The organism is Vibrio sp. 1641 (assembly GCF_033339995.1).
GTDB lineage: Bacteria > Pseudomonadota > Gammaproteobacteria > Enterobacterales > Vibrionaceae > Vibrio > Vibrio alginolyticus.
Genome location: NZ_JAWOVP010000002.1, coordinates 167,931 through 189,447, shown reverse-complemented (window position 1 = coordinate 189,447; position 21,517 = coordinate 167,931). Strand labels below are relative to the sequence as shown.

The window sequence follows — 21,517 nt, the reverse complement described above, 5'->3', positions numbered from 1 at the left end:
TTTTGTAATAACTTTGCTAAACGTTTGTGCTATTTGCTATTGTTGCATGGTCTATCTGTACTCTTCTCGTGAAAGGACATTATATGCGCTTATTTATTGGTATTTTTTTCTCGCTGATACTTGCCTTGCCAACAATGGCATCGGAGGAAAAGTATTCAGAATCGGATCTATTAGATAGACCATTAATGGAACGCTATATTTTAGATGAACTAAAAGCGCTGCGTCAGGACTATCAAAGCCTAGAAAAGCGAATGATCACAGAGATCACCGATCGCGAGCTAACGGTCGCAGATAAATCGTTGAACTATGCCAACGTGACCGTTACATACTTCTTCTACATCATTGCTGGTGTCGCATCGCTGATTGCCTTTGTCGGATGGCAATCTCTGCGCGAGTTTAAACACAACACCAAAGAGATGGCTGATAAACGATTGGAGAAGATCGCCCAAGAATACGAGAAAAAGTTTGTCGCCCTTGAGCGAGATTTAAAACGCAAAACTCGCATTATCAGCGAAAACAACAAAGAGATTGAGAAAATCAACGAGATCCATAACTTATGGCTACGTGCACAAAGCTCTCAAACTCCAGAACAACGTATTGAAATCTATGATGAAATCTTATTAATTCGTCCAGGTGATTTAGAAGCGTTGACTTACAAAGCCGACGCAGCGATGGAAATCAACGAATACCATTGGGCACTTAGCATTTGTAACCGCGTACTTGAAGTCGATTACACCAACGGCCCTGCATTGTATCAACGCGCGTGTGCATACTCTCGCCTTGGTATCGAAGAGCAAGCTATTGAAGACTTGGAACGCGCAATTGAATACAGCCCATCCATTCGTGATTTACTTGCCGAAGAACGAGACCTCGAATTGCTGCACGGTAATGAGCGTTTTGAAAAGCTCTTACATCTAGCAAGCGAATAATGGAATAAACAGCATGAGCAGCCACTTTAATCTAGAAGACGCTAGCCAAGTATTGGTTGGTGCTTTTGCCCTAGCAGTCCCGATCTCATTTTCGGAGGAAGCGTGGCGATTGGGTGAGAGCCTACCAATGGCAAACTTGCTCATGCTGTTAAGTCTTTCTGTCATTTTCCTCAGTTTTTTCGCGTATCAAAGCGTGTTTCAAAGCCACATCAAGAATCGCGTATCCATCTTTATTTTTCGTGTGGTTATCGCGTACCTCATTGCGGCCGTTGTGGTAGCGTTAGTTCTTTTCTGTCTTGATAAACTGCCACTCATGAATGAGCCTTTGGTTGCGATAAAGCGCGTTATCGTCATCACAATGCCTGCTTCGATGGGCGCGATCGTAGTCGACAGTTTCGACAAAGAATAGAGATAATCGCTACTCTTCTTCTAACGTTAAGTTCGACCCCGAGTGGTCTTTCCCTAATACATCTTCTGGGTTTCGCAGTGCACAGGTTTCTAACGACAAGCACCCGCAGCCAATGCATCCGCCTAAATCGTTTTGCAACGCTTTAAGTTTTTGAATCTTTTGTTCTAACTGTTCATGCCAATGGCTTGCCATTTCTTCCCATTGCGCTTTGTTAGGGGCTTGGTGTTTCGGCAGTTCATCTAACGCATGTTTAATTTCTTCTAACGACAACCCAACTTGCTGCGCTGCTTTGATCACCGCAACACGGCGCAACACACTGCGATGGTAGCGACGCTGATTACCTTGATTTCTCCAACTCGAAATCAGCCCTTTTTGCTCGTAAAAATGTAGGGCAGATACTTTCACTCCAGAACGTTTTGCCACCTCTCCTACGCTGATTTCCATCCTTGACTCCCTGTGTATCAATTTTGTTAAAAAAATGCTTTACCTCAAGTTTACTTGAGGTTTTAAAGTTGCACCATCTTAATTAACGCTAAACCCCGGCGATCTCAAGATAATGTGTTCAGCGCGAACGACTTGGTTGTTAAACACAAGACAGTTGGACATCAACCTTTTGAAATCCATCGGGAGTTAGAGGCAAACATAATGAAAAATAAAACTCAGCCGTACTTAGCTGGCCGCTTCTTCGACAGTATCTCCTCTGGCTTGTTCATGATGGCACTGCCATGGGTCATGCTTTCCGAACCTAACATGGGTACATTCGTCGCTTTAGTTTCTCTGAGCTGCACCGCGATTGCTTTTCTAGCAACGCCTTTCTTTTCCACTTTAATTGACCGACATTCACGCAAAGTACTACTCGTGCTCAATCAATGGATTCAATCGGGTATGGCTTTGGTGGTGTTCATTGCTTATTGGTTAGGGTTTGAGTCACACTGGTTGCTGGCTTTTGCGCAATTGGTGTATTGGGTTTCGAGTAATTTTGCATGGACGACCAACAATGCCTTCACCCAAGAAAATTATCAGCACCATGAGTATGCGAAAATTTCGGGTCAGCAAGAAATTGTAATGCAATCCACGACCCTCGGAGCTGGCGCGTTGGGTATTGTTTTGCTTGAAATGTGGGGTATGAAAGAGTTTGCTTTGTTTGCGGCCAGCGCCTCTGCGTTAGCAGCGATGTTCTATATTCTGACGCCTTATACCCAACAATTAAGGGCATCAAAATCCGTTGCTTTCATCGCGCAACTCAAAGAGAGCAAACAAATATTCCGTCTCGAACCCCGATTTTATGGCTTTATTCTGCTCTCTTGCCTCTCTTATCCTGCATTGACGTATTTGAGCAAACTGGTGCCGATTTGGTTTTCTGAACAAGGCATCTCTGGCGATTGGTTTGCAGGGTTCAACATCAGTTTTGGCCTCGGCTCGTTGCTAACCGGCTTTATTGTCACCAAAGTGCTAAGCCGTGCCTCCCATAGCCACATTATGTTCGCTTCGATGGTTATGGTCTCTTTTGCGCTTATCGGGATGAGTTTTGCGATGAGCCCGCTGACCATCTTATTGTTTACGGCGCTGTTTGGCGTATTTAACGCGCTAAATCGCATTGCGAGAGTCAACTGGATGCATCACACCGTAGCGGTTCATCAACGAGGTCGCGTCGATGGCGGCATCAGCATGTTTGCCACCACCATTCAATCTCTCAGTTACGTCCTGATTGCAATATTGAGTCATTACGAACTAACACAATACGGTTTTGCAATCGCGGCTGCTGTCATGGTGTTAGCAGTGATTTTGATGGGATTACTCAGTCGAGACGTCGAGCCGTTTAACGACCTACCCCTTCATGCAGCAGCAAAGTGAAGCATAGAAATTGAGAAGTTGAGAAATTGAAAAAGCGAGATAGGAAGGCAACCAACATCGTCTTCCTATTTTTTACGCCAGCACTTTTACCTCTATCGCTTATCAGCAAGGTTGGGTATTCTGAGGTGACCAACATGAGCAGAGGGAAATCGCAGTGAACTTAAGGCAATTAGAAGTCTTTTACGCCATTATGCAAGCAGGAACGGTGTCAGGCGCGGCTCGCTTACTGCACGTTTCCCAACCTAATGTCACTCGAGTTCTCGCCCATACAGAACAACAACTGAGCTTCGCTTTATTTGAGCGTGTAAAGGGCCGTCTCGTTCCAACTCAAGAAGCCAAAGCCTTATTGCCAGAGGCTGAAAAAGTCTATCAACAACTCGGACAATTTCGCTCTCTGACCAACAAAGTCAAACAGGGAACTCAACATTTACGAGTCGGTGCTCCGCCTGTTTTGGCCGCACACTTGTTAGCGCCGACTGTCGCGTTGCTGTCGAAAGAGCACGGCATCTCCTTTGAGCTCTCAACGGCTAATCGCGATGAGCTGTGCTCAGGTTTACTGAAACATGAACTGGATGTCGCCATTGCGTTCGGTGAAGAAACGCCACCAGCGATCATGGGACACATGTTATTAAAAGAAAACTTGGCGCTAATTGCCCCTAAAAGCGCAGCGATACCCACAGAAAAAACCGTCACTTTAGAAGAACTCATCAGTCACGATTTACCCATTATCGGTTTAGATAGCCGAGACCCTCTGGGCTTGCTGTTACATCAAACCTTGTCAGCGCGTGACGAGCATTATCAACATGCCATTACCGTCCGCAGCTACTCCGCGGCGGCTGAACTGGTGAAAAACGAAGCAGGATTCGCGATTGTAGACCCTTGGACTGCAAAACAATATCGCCAAGATAATGCCGTTTCCGTGCATGCTTTGGAGCCAAATATGTCCTTTTCCGTCTCTATTTTATTCGCAGAGCACACACCTCAATCCATTGCGACAAAGCAATTTATCACCGCCCTAAAACAACAGATGGGTTAAAGGTATAACCTGAAGTTATACCTGCCTAACAAATAAGCATTCGGTTTCCTAAATCAGTCTGGCTACATTAATGAGCAATAACGATGACGAAGGGAACCATCATGCAAATTGCTCAACCTTACCTACTCTTTCTTGGCGATGTAACCGATCCACTCGCAGCAAAAACCGCGCGTGGCATATACCAATGGCGACCTGAGATTTGTCTTGGCCAAATCCGCCTGACGCCAGAAACCGTATCGCTTGGTTTAACCGACATGACACTACAACAAGCGCAGCAGCAAGGAGCAAAAACGCTGGTGCTCGGCACGGCAAATCCAGGAGGCGTCATTCCCGAAGCTTGGCAAGCAACCTTACTTGAAGCGGCAGAGATGGGATTTGAAATTGCATCGGGCATGCACCAACGTTTGGCGGAACTCTCTCCTCTTGCCGATCTAGAACAACGCGGATTAACCAAACTGTATGATGTTCGCCATTATGATGCCCCGCTCAAGGTCGGCAATGGCAAAGCTCGCGCAGGCAAGCGAGTACTTACTGTAGGAACAGATTGCTCCGTTGGCAAAATGTACTCTGCCCTCGCCATTGAGCACACATTAAAGCGTAAAAACTGTCGCGCAGAGTTCAAAGCAACGGGTCAAACTGGAATTCTCATCGCAGGCAGTGGCATTTCAATTGATGCCGTAGTTGCCGATTTTATCTCCGGCGCAGTAGAAACGATCAGCCCTGAGTTCACCGATCACGATTGGGACATCATCGAAGGGCAAGGTTCGTTATTTAACCCTTCGTTTGCTGGCGTAAGTTTGGGCTTACTTCACGGCGCACAAGCTGACGCTCTGATACTGTGCCATGAGATTGGTCGCCCGCACATCCGCAACTTACCACATGTGAGCTTGCCAACCATTGAACAAACGATAGAAGCGAATCTGGCCGCTGCTCGCCTAACAAATCCAAACGCTCAATTAGTGGGTATTTGCTTGAACACTTCGGCGATCAGCGAAGAAGATGCAGCCCAGTTATGCCAGGATTGGAGCGACAAATACCAGGTGCCCGTCACCGACCCTGTGCGTTTTGGCGTTGATGCGGTTGCAGATAGGCTCCTTACGATTTAAGAAACATTTACGGTTTAGAAAATAACTGCGGTTTAGGGAAACTAGTGAGATGAAAATTCATGTAGAACCCGTCACGATTGCCATGGCGACACCATTTCGCATCTCTCGCGGCAGTCGGACAGAGTGCCACGTAGTCCGCGTGACAATTGAACATCGAGGCATGACCGCCCAAGGTGAATGTACGCCATACCCTCGTTATGGTGAATCGGTTGAATCGGTGATTAAGGCGATTTCTCACGCCGCGCATGAACTGCAAAGTTTGTATGCCAAAGGCGAAGCTGATGTCATGGTTCTCAAAAGCCAGCTTCAATCGTTATTACCCGCAGGGGCTGCAAGAAATGCATTGGATTGCGCCCTTTGGCATCTTCACGCGCTTTTGAGCCAAAAGCAGCAGGTTCACGACCTCTTTACGTTACCCGAGGCGATTGTGACGGCGATGACGGTTTCTATCGACACGCCGCAAGCGATGGCAAAACAGGCACAAGCTTACCTTAGCCAAGGCGCAAAACTGCTAAAGGTAAAACTGGATGGTGAAAACGTGATTGAGCGCGTTGCAGCAGTACGCGATGCCGCGCCGCACGCACAAATTGTCTTAGATGCGAATGAAGCGTGGCAAAACCTCGACCTCGCGACGGTATTTGCTCAACTCGAACCGTTTAATATCACCATGATCGAGCAACCGTTGCCACAAGACTGCGACGACGTACTCGCCAGCATTCCACACCCCATTCCACTTTGCGCCGATGAGAGTTGTCACACCAGAGAGCAATTGCATCAACTGCTTGGCAAATACGAGATGGTGAACATTAAGCTAGATAAAACTGGCGGGCTCACTGAAGCACTATTATTATCCGACGACGCCCAAAAACTCGGTTTTAGCCTCATGTCCGGTTGTATGTTGGGGACGTCGCTTGCGATGCGTGCTGCCTTACCCATTGCTGCTCAGGCAAGCGTTGTCGATCTTGATGGCCCGGTGCTGCTCGGACAAGATGTAACGCCAAGCTTGGTTTATTGCGACGGCGAAATCGTTCTTTCCAAATAGCCTAAACAATCCAGAGGTTTTGCTCCAAAAGTCAGAACCTCTGAGTTTATGATCTCGATTAAAAGACAATCAGCCCCATCATGAAATAAGTCACATAAATTATATGGTTATTGAGGCATGCTAAGATTCCAGTAGTCCAAGAAGGTGGTCTTATGCATCGAGTCATCCGGAAAATGACGTGGAAAACGAATAGGCGGTAATCCCGCCCTACTCCAATGCAGTGCGTGGGTTTCTATAACAACCCACTTCCTAGCAATTCGTAGGTTTTTCACGCCATCTTGCAAGGAGGCTCTATGCCTATCAATAAAATACGCAATATCGCTTTTGTAGGTCAAACCGGGACCGGTAAAACCACACTGATAGAAAAACTGCTCTTCACCTGCGATGCCACCCACCATTTAGGCAGCGTAGAAAAAGGCGATACTGTTACCGACTTCGACCCTCAATCCATCCAATATCAACACAGTATTGAAGCAACGCCAGTCGCACTGCGCTGGAATAAACACCGGCTCAATATCATCGACACTCCGGGACAAAACGAGTTACTTGGCCGTACTATCAGCGTTTTTCCTGCCGTTGAAACATCCGCCCTTGTCATCGACCCTCAAACACCACTTAACCAAACTTCCGATCGCTTATTCACCTTTGCAAAAGAGCAGCAAAAATGTCAGATGATCATCATCAATAAGCTCGATAACCACGGTAGTCAGTTAGAAAGATTGATGGAGAACATCGTTGAGCATTTTGGTGACCACTGCTTGCCGATCAACTTACCTTCGACTGACGGGGAATCTGTAGTTGACTGCTATTTCGAACCAGAATTGGGACGAGAAACCTTACTTGCAACGGTAGATGAAGCTCATGAGACCTTAATTGACCAAGTTATCGAAGTCGATGAAGAACTGATGGAACTGTATCTGGAACAAGGCTCCGAACTCACCGCAGAGCAACTGCATGATCCGTTTGAAGAAGCACTAAGAACTGGACATGTGATTCCGGTCTGTTTTGTCTCAGCACAAACCGGTGCGGGCGTCGAGCTGCTGCTACGCACCTTGGCGGAGATCATGCCCATGCCAAACGAGGGTAACCCTCCTCAACTGGAAAAGAACGGCAAAAAAATCAAAGTAAATTGCGAAACCTTAGAGCACACCGTCGCACACGTGTACAAAGTCAGCGTCGACCCATATATGGGAAAACTTGCCTACTTACGTGTATATCAGGGTGAAATCAATGCGGGCAGCCAGCTTTATATTGGCGAAAGCAACAAGGCATTCAAGGTTGGGCACTTATATCAACTGCAGGGCAAAGATAGAACCGAGATCCCTCGCGCGCTTACAGGCGACTTCTGCGTTTTAGCCAAAGTGGATGATCTCGAATTCGATTCAATCGTTCATGACTCTCACGAAGAAGATGGTGTTCAACTCAAAACGTTGGATCTTCCAGACCCCATGTATTCTTTGTGCTTGAAGCCTCTTAAGCGTGGAGATGAGCAAAAATTAGGAGATGTGCTGAATAAAATTGCCAGTGAAGATCCTTCTCTGCGCATCGAACATCGCGCTCGCACCAACGAAACCATCATCAGCGGCCAAGGGGAGTTTCACCTCAAAGTCGCATTAGAAAAGATGGCGAACGTGTACAAACTGGACGTCGAAACCTGCCAACCAAGCGTCGAATACTTTGAAACCATCACCAAACCTGCCGAAGGGCATTATCGGCACAAAAAACAAAGTGGCGGTGCAGGCCAATTTGGTGAAGTGCAATTGAAGGTTCGTCCACTCGAACGTGGTGCCGGATTTAAGTTCATCAACAAAGTGGTGGGTGGCGCCATTCCAACCGCGCTCATTCCTGCTGTTGAAAAAGGTATTTTGCAAGCGTTAGAGGAAGGCGCGATTTCTGGCAACCCAATTAAGGATGTGGAAGTCACCGTTTATGACGGTAAATATCACTCCGTCGATTCGAAAGAAATAGCGTTTGTCATCGCAGGTAAGAAAGCCTTTTTAGATGCGATTAACAACGCAGATCCTATTGTGCTAGAACCCATTGTCCAGATGGAACTGCACATCCCAACCGCGAACGTTGGCGATGTTTCTGGTGATTTATCTGGAAACCGAGGCTTAATCGAAGGCTCCGAGCCAATAGACAGCAGCTTCACTTTACTCAGAGCCAAGTCACCAGTAAATGAGCTGCAAGATTACGCTCGTCGATTGCGCTCCATCACGGGTGGTGAAGGCAGTTTTAGTATGACTTTAAGCCATTACGAGCCCGCGCCACCAGCAGTGCAAAAACAGGTCTGCCAAGGCAGTGCACAACAAGGTTAATTCCCTACGATTCAAATCAATAACATAAACAAAAAAGCGCCCTCATTTTGAGGGCGCTTTTAGGTAAAAGAAAAATTATTTATCGAGAGACAAACCTATCTGACTGATTTTGCTTTCAAACTCTTCGATGCTGTTCGCTTTGTAAGTCGGAGCACCGTTAAAGTAGCGCGGTTTCTCTGGCAGCATCGCATTTTTCAGCTCTTGTTCTTGATCGATATTGTCATGGTAAACCGTTACACGATTTGGAATATCCTGCTTCATTACAGCCATTTTGGTTCTCCTTTATTAAGACGAATAGTAAGCGTAGAACGAATTTATCGGAGTACAGGCGAGACTGTGTAAAATTTAGACACTCACAGCAAAATCATATTTAAACGGTTGCATTTAATATTTTTGAGGCACTTTGTCGTGGCTATTGGAAAACGTGAGTGCAGCGATTAAGGTGAGCTCTCTCTACATGAAGACAGGAAGTCCGGTGTCGCAACAAGAACTCAACCAAATGGGCAGTGCCAAAGTTTTTCTCATCGAAAAAGATTGCGTCCAAGTAATAGAAAAACGTAACCCTACTCAAATAGAAGTGGCGTTTTATCAACGCTATGCCGAGCAGTTTAACGCGCTTGGAATACACGTACCGCGCTTGATTCAATTCGACGACCAGAAAAACGTTCTGCACATTGAATACGTTCCCCACGCAGTCGAGCAAGCATTCTTACTTGAAGATGATCGAGTCATTGAACAACTCGTCAAACTGCACCAACTTCCACCAACATCAGATGGTGTTTATCACCGCCACCAGTGGACACCACAAGCGACTCAACAAGCACTCGCTACACTTGAACTGGGCTCAGAGACAGAGCAGTTCTTCCACAACCTCCAACAACGATCGGCGCATCTTTTCGATGGACAGAACTTGATCTCCGGAGACTCGAATGCTGGAAACTGGGGACAGCGCGAAAATGGCGAGCTAGTGCTGTTCGACTGGGAACGCTTTTCTACAGGGCATGTCGCGATAGATTTAGCGCCGCTCATCGAGGGCATGGGCACATTTGATGATTACTTGAACGTAGCAGGCAAGTATATAGAGTGCGCAGAGAAAGGTGAAACAACAGAATTGGCGCGCGATATCGGACTAGCAAAAGCGTGGATCGTTGTCGAGGTAGTCAACATACTGGTCTCCAGAGAGAATCCGCAGACCAGCAAATATTTGGACTGGTTTCGGCAAACCTTGCCGCAATGGGCCAAAAGCCTTAGCGCTCAGGTGATGAGTTAGGCTCTGAGATTTGATATAAACGCCTTTCAGGTTCTGCGCATGAGGTTTCGCAGTTGCATACTTTATCAACACCGACGTTGTTTAAACCGCCGCAACTTCCTTGAATACGCTTGTTATGAAAAATGACGCCAAGTGACATCAACAAAATGATTGCGAGAAAACCAAGAAAGGTAAATAACCAAACCATATTAACCTGCCTTATTAGCCATCGACTCTAGCTTAAGTATAGCAGGGCTAGATGTTGCTTTGAGTAGCGCTTTAGGTCTTGCCAACAAGGAGGGTTTTGATTTTGGGCCACCACAGGAGCCGCAGCCACCTTTTTGTTTGTGAACACTTTTCTTATGATTGTTTGATGGGCGTCCTTGGGAGGGCTCAATCAAAGGCTCTCTTGGAACCGCAAGCACATCTTCCAAGGAACTACGAGTAGACAACCGAAATACTGGCGTGCCACTGCTAAGTAGCTTTGCCAATACACGTTCACCGATATTTCGCACAAGAACAGCATCCACATTGTACCCTTGTAGAGACTGAATCAACTGAGACTTCGCATTACAACCCGCTTGTGGCATAGAAGCAATGTTCGCTAAGTTTTTTAGCATACCGTCAGTATCAGAATAAATAGCGATGTATGGTGCTTTTACAAAGTGGTTTGCCACCCGCTCACCATCATTAGGAATAGCATAAATCATAAGTTTGACTCCTCATTCGGAAAAACTAATGCATGACCTTCAACTAAACTTTTTGCGACTTTCAATCTTGCACTTTTTACTGTGTTACCAAAAGTTTGTCTAGAAACGCCCATCTGCTCCGCAGCTTGCTGCTGGCTAAGCCCCTCTAAGTCGGCTAAACGTAGCGCTTCTAACTCTTCTGGTAATATGGCGACTTGCTCCAACTGATTAAATGGAATGCCATTGGGCTTAAAGCAGTGGTGAGCCGCACGTCCGCATATTCGTCTTTCTATCTTTGGTCTTGCCATCATTGTCCCTCAAAAACACAGAGTCAAATTACGCCTTAAACTGGCATATGCCAATAACATTTTTAGCATATGCCAATAAACTAAGTTTGCAAAAATCAACACGACAAATACGTAATACATCAGCATTAATTAGACATCTAATAATTTAGAAATTTCGATGACAAACGAGCAAAAAGATCAATTCTAATTAACCGGATAATAAAAACGTTAATTTGCGCAGATTTTTCATACAAATACACGCTAATGTGTTCATTTTATTGAAGAAGAAAAACTATAATCCAAGCAAATCATTAGTTTGAACACTAATGATTGTTTTATTTAAAGGATGTATACCAAGGAACGAAAAAGAGAAGTTTGACGATATTCGCCTGAGCTTAAAGAGTAATACGTTCGATAAAGAACCTGTCGAACGACCATTACTTGGCCTAGGTGCCCTACTCTTCTTGCCAAATTAAGTTTCTTGAAAGCGCTTAGGTATATCAGAAAAAGGAAGTACATATGTCTGACTCAAATTGGCTCAGCGAATTCCCGGAAATGGATGCCTCTGATCTCAGGGCGATTCGCAAAACACTCGACGGCGCCTACAGAGATTTCTCTCGCGAGTATGGTGAACTCATTGAGTCTCTGTTTGATCCGCTCCTTGCGTTTCTTGTCTGGTTTGAAAAACTTCTGATTTCTACACCTTGGTTCATTATTTTAGGTGTCTGCACCACTCTCGTTTATGCCGCCAGCCGCTCTTGGAAACTGGCCGCTGCATGTTTTGGTTCGCTGATTCTGATTGGCTATTTCGGAATGTGGGAAGACACTATGCGCACGCTCAGTATCATCACTGTGTGTACCATGCTTGCCATTGCACTCGGTATCCCTATCGGTATCGCTATGGCGCGCTCTAATCGCATTCAGTCGGTGGTAACGCCATTACTCGACGTCATGCAGACCATGCCGGCATTTGTGTATCTCATTCCAGTTGTGATGTTATTGGGCATCGGGAAAATTCCTGGCCTTATTGCAGTAGTGATCTACGCGATTCCACCGGTTATTCGTTTAACCAATTTGGGCATTCGTCTAGTTGATAAAGAAGTATTGGAAGCCGCAACCGCATTTGGTGCCAGCACTCGGCAACGGCTTTTTGGGGTTCAGCTTCCGCTTGCAATGCCAACCATCATGGCGGGAATTAACCAAACGATCATGATGGCACTGTCAATGGTGGTCATCGCATCAATGATTGGGGTAAAAGGTTTAGGTCAGCCTGTTCTAAAGTCTATTACCAATCAATATTTCACTCTTGGTCTTCTCAATGGTTTAGCAATTGTCGCCCTAGCAATCCTTTTTGATCGTGCTTCACAAGCGTATGCGAAACGCACTCAAGCTCATTTAGGAGACTCAAAACATGACTAGTCCACTTATCGAAATCAGCGGTCTGTATAAAATCTTCGGCCCCAAGCCCAATAGCGTGATTGAGCGCGTTAAGTTGGGACATAGTAAAGAGCAGGTTTTAACGGAAACGGGCCACACGGTCGGACTAAAAGACATCAACCTGCAAATTCAAAAGGGTGAAATTTTTGTCATTATGGGGTTATCCGGTTCTGGAAAATCCACCATGATTCGCCACTTCAACCGATTAATCGATCCAACCATGGGGCAGATCTTGGTAGAAGGGGTGGATGTCATGCAACTTTCGAACAAAGAGCTTGAACAGTTTCGCCGTCACAAGATGTCTATGGTGTTCCAACGCTTTGGCTTGCTGCCTCATCGCACTGTTATCGACAACATCGCATATGGTTTGGAAGTTCAGGGAATGAATAAAGAGGCGCGCTTAGAAAAAGCAAATGAATGGTTAGAAACCGTTGGACTGACGGGTTATGAGCACCAGTATCCTGCTCAACTATCGGGTGGACAGCAACAGCGAGTGGGCCTTGCACGGGCACTGGCTACCGACGCCGAAATACTGTTGATGGACGAGGCTTTCTCAGCATTGGACCCTCTGATTCGGAGCGAAATGCAAGATCAGTTGGTAGAGCTGCAACAGAAGCTGCACAAAACCATTATTTTCATTACTCATGATTTAGATGAAGCGCTTCGACTTGGCGATCGCATCGCGATTCTTAAAGACGGTGAACTTGTCCAACAAGGTTCACCAGACGAAATTTTACTGCATCCTGCCGATGAGTACGTTGAAGCCTTTGTAAAAGACGTCAATAGAGCGCGAGCACTGACGGTCGAAACGCTGATGCAGCCACCTTCGTACTGTGTTCGCGCTGAAACCATTGAAGATGCGCTGAGTGAAATGAAACGTGTTAAACGTGATTATGCCTACCATGAGACCAATGCAGGCTATCAAGGCGTGATAACACAGCAAGGATTGCTAAACGCAGCGAAGTTAACTTATATATCAGATTGGCGTGATGATATCTATGAAGAGGTGCCTATCATCTCTCCACATTTAGCCATTGAGCAAGTGCTGACTGAAGTCACGTCGTGTGAATATTCACTGCCCGTCATCGATGAGCACGGCCATTTGAAAGGCGAATTAAATCGTCAGGTTATTGCGGAGCTATTTTCTGATCAACGAAGCACAACACGGGGCACTTCACGCTCAAGCTTCAATAACGTTTCTTAGATGATGTTGATAATACAGCTCACAACAATGTGGGCTGTTATCAATTAACTCGCTCACAATCCCCTTTTAGATATTTGTCTGTGGGCTCAAGCTTGATACCCAAAGCAACATTTACATTGTTCTGATTTTCCTGACAATTTCATGCTCATATCCGGTTTTATTGACATAGTTAGATCATTCTATTGCTTTTTGATGACGCAAATCCTCGATAAATGTCTACTATTACTCTCATACAAAATCTTGATTTAAAGAGGGATAAAATGAAAAAGACAATGTTGGCACTAACAGGCGCGGTAATCATTCTTGCAGGCTGTCAAGATGAGAAACCTGCCGAAACAAGCGCAGTTGAAGTACCTCAGGCAACGGAAACTGAAGTCACCACCAGTGCAGACGTTACGACTGAGACAATTAACACGTTACCAGTAGAAGAAGAACAGGTAATTACTGAAGAGACATTTGTAGACTCTGAACACAACGCACAAAGTGCTCTGGACTGGAACGGCACCTACAAAGGAACACTACCTTGCGCGGATTGTGCTGGTATCGATATGACCATCACACTAAATCAAGATGGCACTTACGTACTTGAAGAAAGCTACCAAGACAAAGAAGACGGTCAATCAAAATCTGAAGGTCAATTCACTTGGGACGCAAATGGCAGCATCGTAACGTTGACAAATGAAGATGCACCAAACCAATACTTTGTTGGTGAAAACGTACTTATGAAGCTAGACATGAATGGCGAAAAAGTAACGGGTGACCTAGCACCACTATACAACTTAACGAAACAGTAAGAAGTTAGTATCAATACCTGATAAATATCCCAAATCCGAGCCACCCCAGCTCGGATTTTTTGTTATTTTAACGAACGCTATTCCAGCAACCTTTCTATTCTGAAGCAACATTCCGCTTCTTACCCTGATTATTCATTACATTTCCATACGCTTTGCCGATAGATGCTTACAACATCATTTTGTACAGTGTTCAAAACAAAACAGAACAACTCGGAAAAATGATGAAAAAAACATTAATTGCACTACTTACTTTGACAGCTGCTGGCTCAGCTTTCGCTGGCGATACTTACATTCGTAACGGTAATATCTACAACAACGAAGGCGGTTGGAACGTAGAAGCTGGTGTGGCTCAAGGCAGCGATCTTTTCAAAGATCAAAAGCATAATACAGCACCAATTCTCAACGGTGGTTACCATGGTGACGACTTTAATGCCGACCTAAGTGGCATTAACTACCGCTTCTTCGGTAACACCAATGAGTTAATCAACATGAGTGCCTACCTTGTAGGTAGCGGTGTAATGCGCGACGGTGATACAGCGAAAAGCCTGAAAGGCACAGATAAACGCCGTTTCGCCGTCGATCTAGGTTTAAACGCAGACTTTACACTGGATCAAAACAACGTCATTTCTACGTACCTTCAGCACGATATCAGTGGTGCTTATAAAGGTTACTTAGCGGGCGCGACTTACTTCCACATCATGAAATTCGGTAGTGTTGATTTTGTTCCTTTTGCTAACCTAACTTATCAAAGTGAAGACTACGTAGATTACTACTTTGGTGTAAAACAACGCGAAGCAAACGCAAACCGCAAAGCATACAAAGGTGATTCAACGGTAAGCTATGGTGTGGGCTACAAACTTGTTATGCCAATCAACGACAACTGGCAAGTAAGCCAAATGACACAATACACGCGCCTAGGCAGCGGTATCAGCGACTCTTCTATCGTTGATAGTGCAAACCAATGGGTTGTTGGCGCAAGTGTGTCGTACAACTTCTAATCCGATACGCCCTTATAAAGCCATCATTTCGATGGCTTTATGCGTTGGACATTTGCATAATCTTGAACACAGACTCTAGTGTGAATGAGCAATCCATAACCTATGTAAATCGCTATAGCCTGTATTCTTCACCTGCACACCTCGCACTTGCTGTGTTTTTGTCACTTCTTCGTAGCCAACAAACAAAGGCAAATATAGGTACTGATCGCGCAGCGCTTTCTCTAGGTTTAATAAAGACTGTAGCGAGTGATCATCTGCCATCGCCCTGCGAACCTTTTCTCTATGGCTTAACATCTGGCTTTGATCAAAACTAAAACGCAGTCCAGTTGCTATCGACAGCCATTCGAAGATGCCATATTCAAATGGTGCTTCCATGACTTCCTCAATGAAGAGCAAGTCTGCTTGGTGAGACACTACCTCAGGAAAACTAATGTCATCAATAACAATGATCTCTAACTCTAATCCCGTTGCACGAATCACACTGTGCAACCATTCGGAATGGCGAATTAGACTCGGTATCGTCCAGACAGGTTCAGCTAATACCACTTTACCTTTCAGTTTAGGTATCACACCACCATCTGTTATTGATAAATCTTGCTCATGAGTCTCTAACTGAATGTTGTCAACGGCACTTGGCGCATCATAAATTCGCTTTTGCACATGGATGTAATCAGCGAGTTGATACCAAGTCTCTTTTGTGAGTTGGGATTCCACGCGTTCGCGGTAGGTCACATATGAAAATGCGCTAATTTTTTCCACTTCAACGTGATCGGAGCTTTGGTTAAAGCTCAACATATTTAAGGTTTTAACATCACCATGAGACAGCGTTATTTGATCTAACAATGCGCGTGCTGAAAAATACTCTTTGTGCGCTTCAAGAGTCATACTCTCCTGGTTCCAGCCGCTGATTTTAAATGGTCCAGTCCCTATGTGGTAGGAATAACTAGAACCGAAAGAGACGACATCTCGACACAGAATAGACGCATGAGGAGTTGCTAGCATGTATGGAAACAACTTGTTCGGATGCTTCAATATGATTTTTAAGCAGTTAGATGTTTCTGCAACCACGCTATCAATGCATTGCCAGAGCTCGTGAACTGGTCCTTTTATCTCCCTGAGTCTTTCTATACTCCAAACCACATCCTGTATGTTAAGGGGTTCACCATCATGGCGATATATGCCCGGCCGCAACCATAACGTCATTACCTTGCCTTCCATTTTCCATTCGTGTGCTAACGATGGCTCGATACCACCATTGGAATTTTGGGTCAGCAATACGTCATAAACGCTTTTCGCGACGTGTAATTCAGTGTGACGGTAAGTATTCGCAGGGTCGATTTTGGATACCCAAGGGTAAGAAGAAATCAAAATAGCGTTATTTGATTCGTTCAATCGATTCACTTTTTCAGAAGCGATAGTCAGTGCTCTAACCGCGGTTTGACCGAACCAATCAATAAGTTTCGTTATTGAGTTCATTCTTCCTCTGCCAAGCTCCTCAACCAAAAACTCGGTCATCGCTTGTTGGAGGGAAATATTAATACTGAGACGGCTAGCGTTACTTCGGCCAATCGCAGGTTGCCAATCGACCCAATCGTAAGTGGCAAGCTTTTTCATCACAATAGAAACATTGCGCCTCGACGTGCAAATCACCGCTTCTAGCTCAGAAAGCGTAACAAGGTGATACTGGTGAGGTTCAAAGTGCTTTAACAGTAGATCCAGATACCTAAGATTGACATCGTTCACAAAGATTCCTAAGAGTTATTCCAAAGCAAAAAAATAGCACAGGACGCTTAGCAACTAAACTTCCTGTGCTATATCTAAACAAATTCAAAGCTTGGACTCAGCTCGACCAACAGAAGTCAAAAACGTTTACTAAGCCAAGAGGTAACTTGAATAAGTATTCTTAGAAACGGTAGCTCATACCTACAGAGAATACATTGATGTCTGCATCAACCGTTACTTTTTCATTGCCAAATTTCGCAATGTCTAGCTCAGGCATCATGTATTCCCATTCAACTTGTAGAGCAAAGTTTTCAGTAATAGCGAACTCTGCGCCTAAACCGTACATGCCTGTTACAGTGCTGTCAGAAATGGTGGTATGGCCTGCGCTACCGTCAATCACAGAGTTGCTAATTTTGAATTCAGCATTGAAGTAAGAAAGACCAGCTTTAGCAAAAAGGTTGAAACGATCGCCAATCGGTAGAGTCGCTTTTGGCTGAATCGATAGATACTTCATATCACCAACAGTAACAACTTTGCCGTCTAAAGCATCGTAACCACCAATGGCTGCTTCTAGAGAAATGTATTCGTTGAATTTGTAACCACCGAATACTTTGCCTGAAAGGCTTGAGTCATCTTCAAGTTTAAGTTTAGTGCTAGCGTTAGTACCACCACCATTGATAGAGCCATTAACATCACCAAACGATGCTTGACCTACAGATGCACCAACGTAAGGAGCTGCGTTTGCAACAGAACATGTTGCTAGAAGGGCTGTCATTAGCCATGTTTTTTTAAACATTGTATTTCACTGCCTGTTAATTATTGAGGTTGTGTTTTGCCCATCCTTAAGCATGCCATGCTATCCATTTCACTTGGTTTCAAAACCAAGTGGATGTTAATGAATAAAAACTCAATAAAACATGAAATATTTAGACACAACTTTGCCACTTTCTTTCTTAATTTTGACAATTTAGTCATTTCACAAGCATTGCTGCTTCAACCAGTTAGTGAGTTTGATGATTTCCGCTTGCTTGGCTCGACTCTTTTTATGAATAAAATAAAAGCTGTCGCCGGTTTCCAATCCATGAGAAGGGATGTACACCAAATCATGCGCTTTATCTCTTTCATTGAGCATAAAATCATTCGCAAATGCGATGCCTTGGTCATAACGCGCCGCCTCTATTGCCAACAACATATGACTAAAATGTTGAACATCGACATCTTTCGGCAAGGTGTAACCGCCCGCTCTGCACCACTCTGCCCAATCTTTTCCTCTCTCTCGATAAATTGAGTCTGTCGACAAAATAGGGTATCGCCAAAGCGCTTCTGGAATAGGTTGATCTTGCAACTCTTTCCAAATTTTATGGCTGCAGACCGGATACAGCGTCTCCGCGTATAACTTTACCGACATGTAGTTTCGCTTTGGCTTTTCTACCGTGATAAAACAATCGCCAACGCTGTCTGTCTGTTCAGGATCACCAACGACCATATTGAGTGTCAGATCGATTTCTGGATGTAAGCGCTTAAAATCAGACAAACGCGGAATAAGCCACTTTACGGCAAGCGAGCTATAAATCGCCAACCGTATGCTGCCTTTGTCCCCTTCTCGCACCTTTTGGCTGGCCATCGCAATTGAGCTAATTGCTGGGCTAATATCCTCTAAATATCGGGTGCCCGTATCGGACAAAGAGAGCTTTCTGCCTTGACGGATAAATAATGATTCACCCAAATAATCTTCTAATAATCGTATCTGGTGGCTAACGGCACTTTGCGTCACATTGAGTTCTTCAGCAGCAAGCGAAAAGCTAGAGTTTCTGGCAACAGATTCAAAACAGTGAACCGCTCTGAGTGGTGGCAATTTCATTATCTAAAAATCTCATACTTAAACTAATAAATATCACTTCACTTCATCCTATGACATCACCTACTCTTTGGCAAAGAAAGAGGAGAGGAAAAAGTGAAAGTTACATCGGTCGGAGCAGCGATGCTGCTATTAATTGTTGGAAATCTCATTGCGGTGCTTTCGGACTCTTTAATTAAAAGTGTCGGAAATGAAGTGCCTATTTTTCAATTTGTCTTTTTCCGACAAATTTCAGCGGTGCTTTTTCTGCTGCCAGTCTACTTGCTAACAAAAAATGCGCCTTTTCTTGAAGGGTTTAAGTGGCATGCTGTTCGCGCTCACGTATGGTTACTTGGTGCAATATTCATGGTTTTGGCGATCTCATCTTTACCGCTCGCAACTGCGAACGCGATCTTTTACGCCGCGCCATTGATCATGTTGCCACTTGCAGCAATCTTTTTTGGAGAACAGTTGTCTAAGCAATCGGTCGCCGCAGCGATAATGGGCTTTGCCGGTGTATTGGTCATCATTCGTCCAGACCAAATCGATTGGGCAGCGATTTCAGCTTTAGTTGTTGCAATTACTCTAGCAATCAATAACTTGCTCATTCGAAAACTGCCAAAAAATCAGTCTGTGATGCAAACGTTATTGATGACAAACTTGGCAGGTATTCCAGTAGCCTTCTTGCTTGTTCTGATCGAAGCAGAACCTTGGGACTGGAGTGCTTTCCCTGTTGCTGCTGGCTCAAGTTTGTTCATCATGATTTATGCAGCAACATGTGTCATCGCTTACCGCTCGATCGATAGCAACAAAATTGCCAGCGCTGAATACAGTGGCTTAATTGGTGCCGTGTTTGTGGGATTGATTTGGTTTGGAGAAGTGCCAGACATATTTATGGCAATAGGAACCATTATGATTGTTGTGCCTCTGGTTTGGCTTTCTAAACGAGAGCGTCGCAAGAAAAAGTTGCAAGAGCAACAAGAAGCGCACGTTACTTAAAGTTGTGCTCTAACCCAAAGACTAAAAAAACCGAGCCGTAAGTGCTCGGTTTTTTTATGTGGCTCTAATCGGTTTTTACGTAAGCGACTACGTGAGATAAAAACTGCCTTGCAAAGCGATCATTAAACCGGATGCGATATTCATGATCGGCTTCCGACACTAGACGCCAGCCTTCAGCAAAGTATTCTTTGATATCATCAACCGCCTCTTCTTTATTTTTGATGTGTTTCGCGTTCCACTGATAAGTGCAAGAGACAACGATCAGCCCACCCACCTTGGTGGTTTTTTTTAGAGCATTGATCACGCTAAGTGGCGACTCACATTGATCAATCACATTTAAACATACGACTAAATCAAAGCGAGATTGGAGAGTATCGAGCTCAAAAGGCTGGTTAATTAGCGTCAAATCAACATGAGCACATTTCTGTACGATATCTCTATTCTCTACCTCTAAAGTGTTTAAGGTGTTCACATCGTGAAGGTAAGTAAGCTCGACGCGTTGTTCTTCTATTAATAGTTGCTTCAAGCCATCCATTAACCTATTTGAAGGCTCCACAAGCGTCGCTTCTTTAAGGTTAGGTAAGCGTTGCACTAACTCATAATAATTTCTTCCCAGCGCCGCCCCAACCTCAAGTAGGGAATACGGCTGAACGCTGCTTTCGATTACCGCCTGCGCAATAAAATCAGCAACTTGGGAGCAGTGAGGTGATGACAAAAAAGAAAGTGGGACTTGTTTTGAGCGACTGGTTATCATCTCAATCTGTTGATCCTCAATGAACTTGTCGAACCATTGCGCTTCGAAATAACCAGCCAGACCGTGCTCGGTCAGGTAAAAATCTTCCATGTTTTTTCCGTTCGTACTTTAAGAAAAGTGATTGTATCGAACGCGGAAATTAACGGGTATTTCTGGCCGCACATTCCAATGGGAAAACAGATGAAAACGCCGCTTATGTGAAAAAACCCTTTCATCTCAAAGATAAAAGGGCTTGTTAATCGCTTCGGTTAAGTCGCTAACTATTGTGGTAGAACAACGTTACCATCTTGAATTGGGAACGTTTTTGTCGCTGGCTTGCTCGCCAAACGAACCGTCGTTGGTGCACCTGAAACTTCGTAAGTGACGTCGTAACCCACTACTTTATCAGATGTCGTATATTCTGTATGACACTGTTTTTTCGTCGTTGTTACTACATCACCTTTTTGCACATTCTCTTGGATCTTACGACCTGTCAGTGCACCAGCAATCGTACCAGCTGCAGTTGCAATCACTTTACCTGAGCCACCACCGATTTGGTTGCCCAGCGCTGCTCCAGCTGCTGCGCCACCAACCGTACCAATAATTTTATTGTCATCCGCAGGGGCAACTTGCTCGGTTACTACCACGTCTTTACATACTTGGTGCGGCTTTTTCACCGTTTCAGTCACCGCTTCAACCAAAGTAATGTTTGCTTGAGTTGGAGCTGGTGGCGTTTTGTCTTTACAGCCTGCTAGTACAGCAACAACTGCCGTTGCAATTGCGATAGATTTCATATTCATGATTTACATCCCAGTATGGTTTGCTTTGATGAGCGTTATGGTAAATCGCAAAAGGGAAATCACATCAGACGAAA

The 21,517-nt window shown here is 44.8% G+C and carries 23 protein-coding genes; 13 read left to right on the top strand and 10 right to left on the bottom strand.

What is annotated here, in order from left to right; translation table 11 throughout:
• The first annotated feature begins 83 nt into the window (after positions 1–83).
• Both R7Z47_RS04905 and R7Z47_RS04900 read left to right on the top strand, forming a co-directional pair.
• Positions 84–929 (top strand): tetratricopeptide repeat protein, encoded by an 846-nt coding sequence (locus tag R7Z47_RS04905; RefSeq protein ID WP_005373890.1) that lies wholly within the window; start codon positions 84–86, stop codon positions 927–929.
• Between the two features lie 13 nt (positions 930–942).
• Entirely contained in the window at positions 943–1,338 is a 396-nt protein-coding gene (locus tag R7Z47_RS04900) for a DUF2391 family protein (protein WP_005373896.1), read from the top strand.
• A gap of 9 nt (positions 1,339–1,347) precedes the next feature.
• Here the strand turns inward: R7Z47_RS04900 and soxR are convergent, their stop codons facing one another.
• A complete protein-coding gene (gene soxR, locus R7Z47_RS04895) occupies positions 1,348–1,782 on the bottom strand; it encodes a redox-sensitive transcriptional activator SoxR (protein ID WP_005373898.1) in 435 nt (144 codons plus the stop codon).
• 201 nt (positions 1,783–1,983) lie between these two features.
• Here soxR and R7Z47_RS04890 point away from each other — a divergent pair, with 201 nt between their 5' ends.
• The 5 genes from R7Z47_RS04890 to fusA all read left to right on the top strand — a co-directional run bounded on the left by R7Z47_RS04890 (position 1,984) and on the right by fusA (position 8,694).
• Positions 1,984–3,192 (top strand): MFS transporter, encoded by a 1,209-nt coding sequence (locus R7Z47_RS04890; RefSeq protein ID WP_005373900.1) that lies wholly within the window; start codon positions 1,984–1,986, stop codon positions 3,190–3,192.
• A gap of 154 nt (positions 3,193–3,346) precedes the next feature.
• Positions 3,347–4,228, top strand: coding sequence for a LysR family transcriptional regulator (locus R7Z47_RS04885; RefSeq protein ID WP_005373905.1), 882 nt, complete (start codon positions 3,347–3,349; stop codon positions 4,226–4,228).
• A 101-nt stretch (positions 4,229–4,329) separates the two neighbouring features.
• A complete protein-coding gene (dgcN, locus tag R7Z47_RS04880) occupies positions 4,330–5,334 on the top strand; it encodes an N-acetyltransferase DgcN (protein ID WP_262606735.1) in 1,005 nt (334 codons plus the stop codon).
• 49 nt (positions 5,335–5,383) lie between these two features.
• Positions 5,384–6,376 carry an N-acetyl-D-Glu racemase DgcA gene (gene dgcA, locus R7Z47_RS04875; protein WP_262606709.1) on the top strand — a complete coding sequence of 331 codons (993 nt, stop codon included), beginning with the start codon at positions 5,384–5,386 and terminating at the stop codon, positions 6,374–6,376.
• Positions 6,377–6,669: 293 nt separating this feature from the next.
• Positions 6,670–8,694, top strand: coding sequence for an elongation factor G (fusA, locus tag R7Z47_RS04870; protein WP_262606710.1), 2,025 nt, complete (start codon positions 6,670–6,672; stop codon positions 8,692–8,694).
• 75 nt (positions 8,695–8,769) lie between these two features.
• Here the strand turns inward: fusA and R7Z47_RS04865 are convergent, their stop codons facing one another.
• On the bottom strand, positions 8,770–8,964 hold the full coding sequence (locus R7Z47_RS04865) for a hypothetical protein (protein WP_005373920.1): 195 nt from the start codon (positions 8,962–8,964) through the stop codon (positions 8,770–8,772).
• A gap of 187 nt (positions 8,965–9,151) precedes the next feature.
• Between R7Z47_RS04865 and R7Z47_RS04860 the strand changes: the two genes are divergently transcribed.
• Positions 9,152–9,964, top strand: coding sequence for an aminoglycoside phosphotransferase family protein (locus R7Z47_RS04860; protein WP_262606711.1), 813 nt, complete (start codon positions 9,152–9,154; stop codon positions 9,962–9,964).
• On the opposite strand, the gene nqrM is transcribed toward R7Z47_RS04860, so the two are convergent.
• The 3 genes from nqrM to R7Z47_RS04845 are packed head-to-tail and all read right to left on the bottom strand — an operon-like array spanning position 9,942 to position 10,940.
• Positions 9,942–10,151: a (Na+)-NQR maturation NqrM gene (nqrM, locus tag R7Z47_RS04855; RefSeq protein WP_017635136.1), complete on the bottom strand. Its 210-nt coding sequence runs from the start codon at positions 10,149–10,151 to the stop codon at positions 9,942–9,944. The genes R7Z47_RS04860 and nqrM overlap by 23 nt on opposite strands.
• A gap of 1 nt (position 10,152) precedes the next feature.
• Positions 10,153–10,653 (bottom strand): NifB/NifX family molybdenum-iron cluster-binding protein, encoded by a 501-nt coding sequence (locus R7Z47_RS04850; protein WP_025577643.1) that lies wholly within the window; start codon positions 10,651–10,653, stop codon positions 10,153–10,155.
• The gene (locus R7Z47_RS04845) at positions 10,650–10,940 is read right to left on the bottom strand and encodes a DUF134 domain-containing protein (RefSeq protein WP_005373924.1); all 291 of its coding nucleotides are present in this window, start codon (positions 10,938–10,940) and stop codon (positions 10,650–10,652) included. The genes R7Z47_RS04850 and R7Z47_RS04845 overlap by 4 nt, the downstream gene beginning before the upstream one ends.
• A gap of 498 nt (positions 10,941–11,438) precedes the next feature.
• On the opposite strand from R7Z47_RS04845, the gene R7Z47_RS04840 reads away from it, so the two are divergent.
• The 4 genes from R7Z47_RS04840 (at position 11,439) to ompV (ending at position 15,352) form a co-directional block, all read left to right on the top strand.
• Positions 11,439–12,338 (top strand): ABC transporter permease, encoded by a 900-nt coding sequence (locus tag R7Z47_RS04840; protein WP_005373926.1) that lies wholly within the window; start codon positions 11,439–11,441, stop codon positions 12,336–12,338.
• Positions 12,331–13,560, top strand: coding sequence for a glycine betaine/L-proline ABC transporter ATP-binding protein (locus tag R7Z47_RS04835; RefSeq protein WP_262606712.1), 1,230 nt, complete (start codon positions 12,331–12,333; stop codon positions 13,558–13,560). Before R7Z47_RS04840 ends, R7Z47_RS04835 begins: the two co-directional genes overlap by 8 nt.
• Before the next feature lie 260 nt (positions 13,561–13,820).
• Positions 13,821–14,354 (top strand): copper resistance protein NlpE, encoded by a 534-nt coding sequence (locus R7Z47_RS04830; protein WP_262606713.1) that lies wholly within the window; start codon positions 13,821–13,823, stop codon positions 14,352–14,354.
• A 221-nt stretch (positions 14,355–14,575) separates the two neighbouring features.
• Positions 14,576–15,352, top strand: a complete 777-nt coding sequence (gene ompV / locus R7Z47_RS04825; protein WP_017635134.1) for an outer membrane protein OmpV — start codon at positions 14,576–14,578, stop codon at positions 15,350–15,352.
• 75 nt (positions 15,353–15,427) lie between these two features.
• Here the strand turns inward: ompV and R7Z47_RS04820 are convergent, their stop codons facing one another.
• From R7Z47_RS04820 to R7Z47_RS04810, 3 genes are all read right to left on the bottom strand, one after another.
• The gene (locus tag R7Z47_RS04820) at positions 15,428–17,095 is read right to left on the bottom strand and encodes an ABC transporter substrate-binding protein (RefSeq protein WP_104980421.1); all 1,668 of its coding nucleotides are present in this window, start codon (positions 17,093–17,095) and stop codon (positions 15,428–15,430) included.
• 160 nt (positions 17,096–17,255) lie between these two features.
• Positions 17,256–17,870, bottom strand: coding sequence for an outer membrane beta-barrel protein (locus R7Z47_RS04815; protein ID WP_005373936.1), 615 nt, complete (start codon positions 17,868–17,870; stop codon positions 17,256–17,258).
• Positions 17,871–18,050: 180 nt separating this feature from the next.
• Positions 18,051–18,935: a LysR family transcriptional regulator gene (locus R7Z47_RS04810; protein ID WP_005387224.1), complete on the bottom strand. Its 885-nt coding sequence runs from the start codon at positions 18,933–18,935 to the stop codon at positions 18,051–18,053.
• A gap of 93 nt (positions 18,936–19,028) precedes the next feature.
• Between R7Z47_RS04810 and R7Z47_RS04805 the strand changes: the two genes are divergently transcribed.
• Positions 19,029–19,910, top strand: coding sequence for a DMT family transporter (locus R7Z47_RS04805; RefSeq protein ID WP_005373940.1), 882 nt, complete (start codon positions 19,029–19,031; stop codon positions 19,908–19,910).
• Between the two features lie 64 nt (positions 19,911–19,974).
• On the opposite strand, the gene R7Z47_RS04800 is transcribed toward R7Z47_RS04805, so the two are convergent.
• Positions 19,975–20,754: a methyltransferase domain-containing protein gene (locus R7Z47_RS04800; RefSeq protein ID WP_213874357.1), complete on the bottom strand. Its 780-nt coding sequence runs from the start codon at positions 20,752–20,754 to the stop codon at positions 19,975–19,977.
• Positions 20,755–20,924: 170 nt separating this feature from the next.
• Positions 20,925–21,443: a glycine zipper 2TM domain-containing protein gene (locus tag R7Z47_RS04795; protein WP_005373945.1), complete on the bottom strand. Its 519-nt coding sequence runs from the start codon at positions 21,441–21,443 to the stop codon at positions 20,925–20,927.
• Positions 21,444–21,517 lie beyond the last annotated feature (74 nt).

What these genes read in the sequence shown, in the direction of transcription:
- R7Z47_RS04860 (WP_262606711.1), top strand. Translation starts at nt 9,152, where the DNA reads ATGAAGACAGGAAGTCCGGTGTCGCAACAAGAACTCAACCAAATGGGC.
- R7Z47_RS04800 (WP_213874357.1), bottom strand. Translation starts at nt 20,754, where the DNA reads ATGGAAGATTTTTACCTGACCGAGCACGGTCTGGCTGGTTATTTCGAA.
- R7Z47_RS04845 (WP_005373924.1), bottom strand. Translation starts at nt 10,940, where the DNA reads ATGGCAAGACCAAAGATAGAAAGACGAATATGCGGACGTGCGGCTCAC.
- R7Z47_RS04865 (WP_005373920.1), bottom strand. Translation starts at nt 8,964, where the DNA reads ATGGCTGTAATGAAGCAGGATATTCCAAATCGTGTAACGGTTTACCAT.
- R7Z47_RS04795 (WP_005373945.1), bottom strand. Translation starts at nt 21,443, where the DNA reads ATGAATATGAAATCTATCGCAATTGCAACGGCAGTTGTTGCTGTACTA.
- R7Z47_RS04815 (WP_005373936.1), bottom strand. Translation starts at nt 17,870, where the DNA reads ATGTTTAAAAAAACATGGCTAATGACAGCCCTTCTAGCAACATGTTCT.
- dgcN (WP_262606735.1), top strand. Translation starts at nt 4,330, where the DNA reads ATGCAAATTGCTCAACCTTACCTACTCTTTCTTGGCGATGTAACCGAT.
- nqrM (WP_017635136.1), bottom strand. Translation starts at nt 10,151, where the DNA reads ATGGTTTGGTTATTTACCTTTCTTGGTTTTCTCGCAATCATTTTGTTG.
- R7Z47_RS04850 (WP_025577643.1), bottom strand. Translation starts at nt 10,653, where the DNA reads ATGATTTATGCTATTCCTAATGATGGTGAGCGGGTGGCAAACCACTTT.
- dgcA (WP_262606709.1), top strand. Translation starts at nt 5,384, where the DNA reads ATGAAAATTCATGTAGAACCCGTCACGATTGCCATGGCGACACCATTT.
- R7Z47_RS04840 (WP_005373926.1), top strand. Translation starts at nt 11,439, where the DNA reads ATGTCTGACTCAAATTGGCTCAGCGAATTCCCGGAAATGGATGCCTCT.
- R7Z47_RS04890 (WP_005373900.1), top strand. Translation starts at nt 1,984, where the DNA reads ATGAAAAATAAAACTCAGCCGTACTTAGCTGGCCGCTTCTTCGACAGT.
- R7Z47_RS04830 (WP_262606713.1), top strand. Translation starts at nt 13,821, where the DNA reads ATGAAAAAGACAATGTTGGCACTAACAGGCGCGGTAATCATTCTTGCA.
- ompV (WP_017635134.1), top strand. Translation starts at nt 14,576, where the DNA reads ATGAAAAAAACATTAATTGCACTACTTACTTTGACAGCTGCTGGCTCA.
- R7Z47_RS04905 (WP_005373890.1), top strand. Translation starts at nt 84, where the DNA reads ATGCGCTTATTTATTGGTATTTTTTTCTCGCTGATACTTGCCTTGCCA.
- R7Z47_RS04900 (WP_005373896.1), top strand. Translation starts at nt 943, where the DNA reads ATGAGCAGCCACTTTAATCTAGAAGACGCTAGCCAAGTATTGGTTGGT.
- R7Z47_RS04810 (WP_005387224.1), bottom strand. Translation starts at nt 18,935, where the DNA reads ATGAAATTGCCACCACTCAGAGCGGTTCACTGTTTTGAATCTGTTGCC.
- R7Z47_RS04835 (WP_262606712.1), top strand. Translation starts at nt 12,331, where the DNA reads ATGACTAGTCCACTTATCGAAATCAGCGGTCTGTATAAAATCTTCGGC.
- soxR (WP_005373898.1), bottom strand. Translation starts at nt 1,782, where the DNA reads ATGGAAATCAGCGTAGGAGAGGTGGCAAAACGTTCTGGAGTGAAAGTA.
- fusA (WP_262606710.1), top strand. Translation starts at nt 6,670, where the DNA reads ATGCCTATCAATAAAATACGCAATATCGCTTTTGTAGGTCAAACCGGG.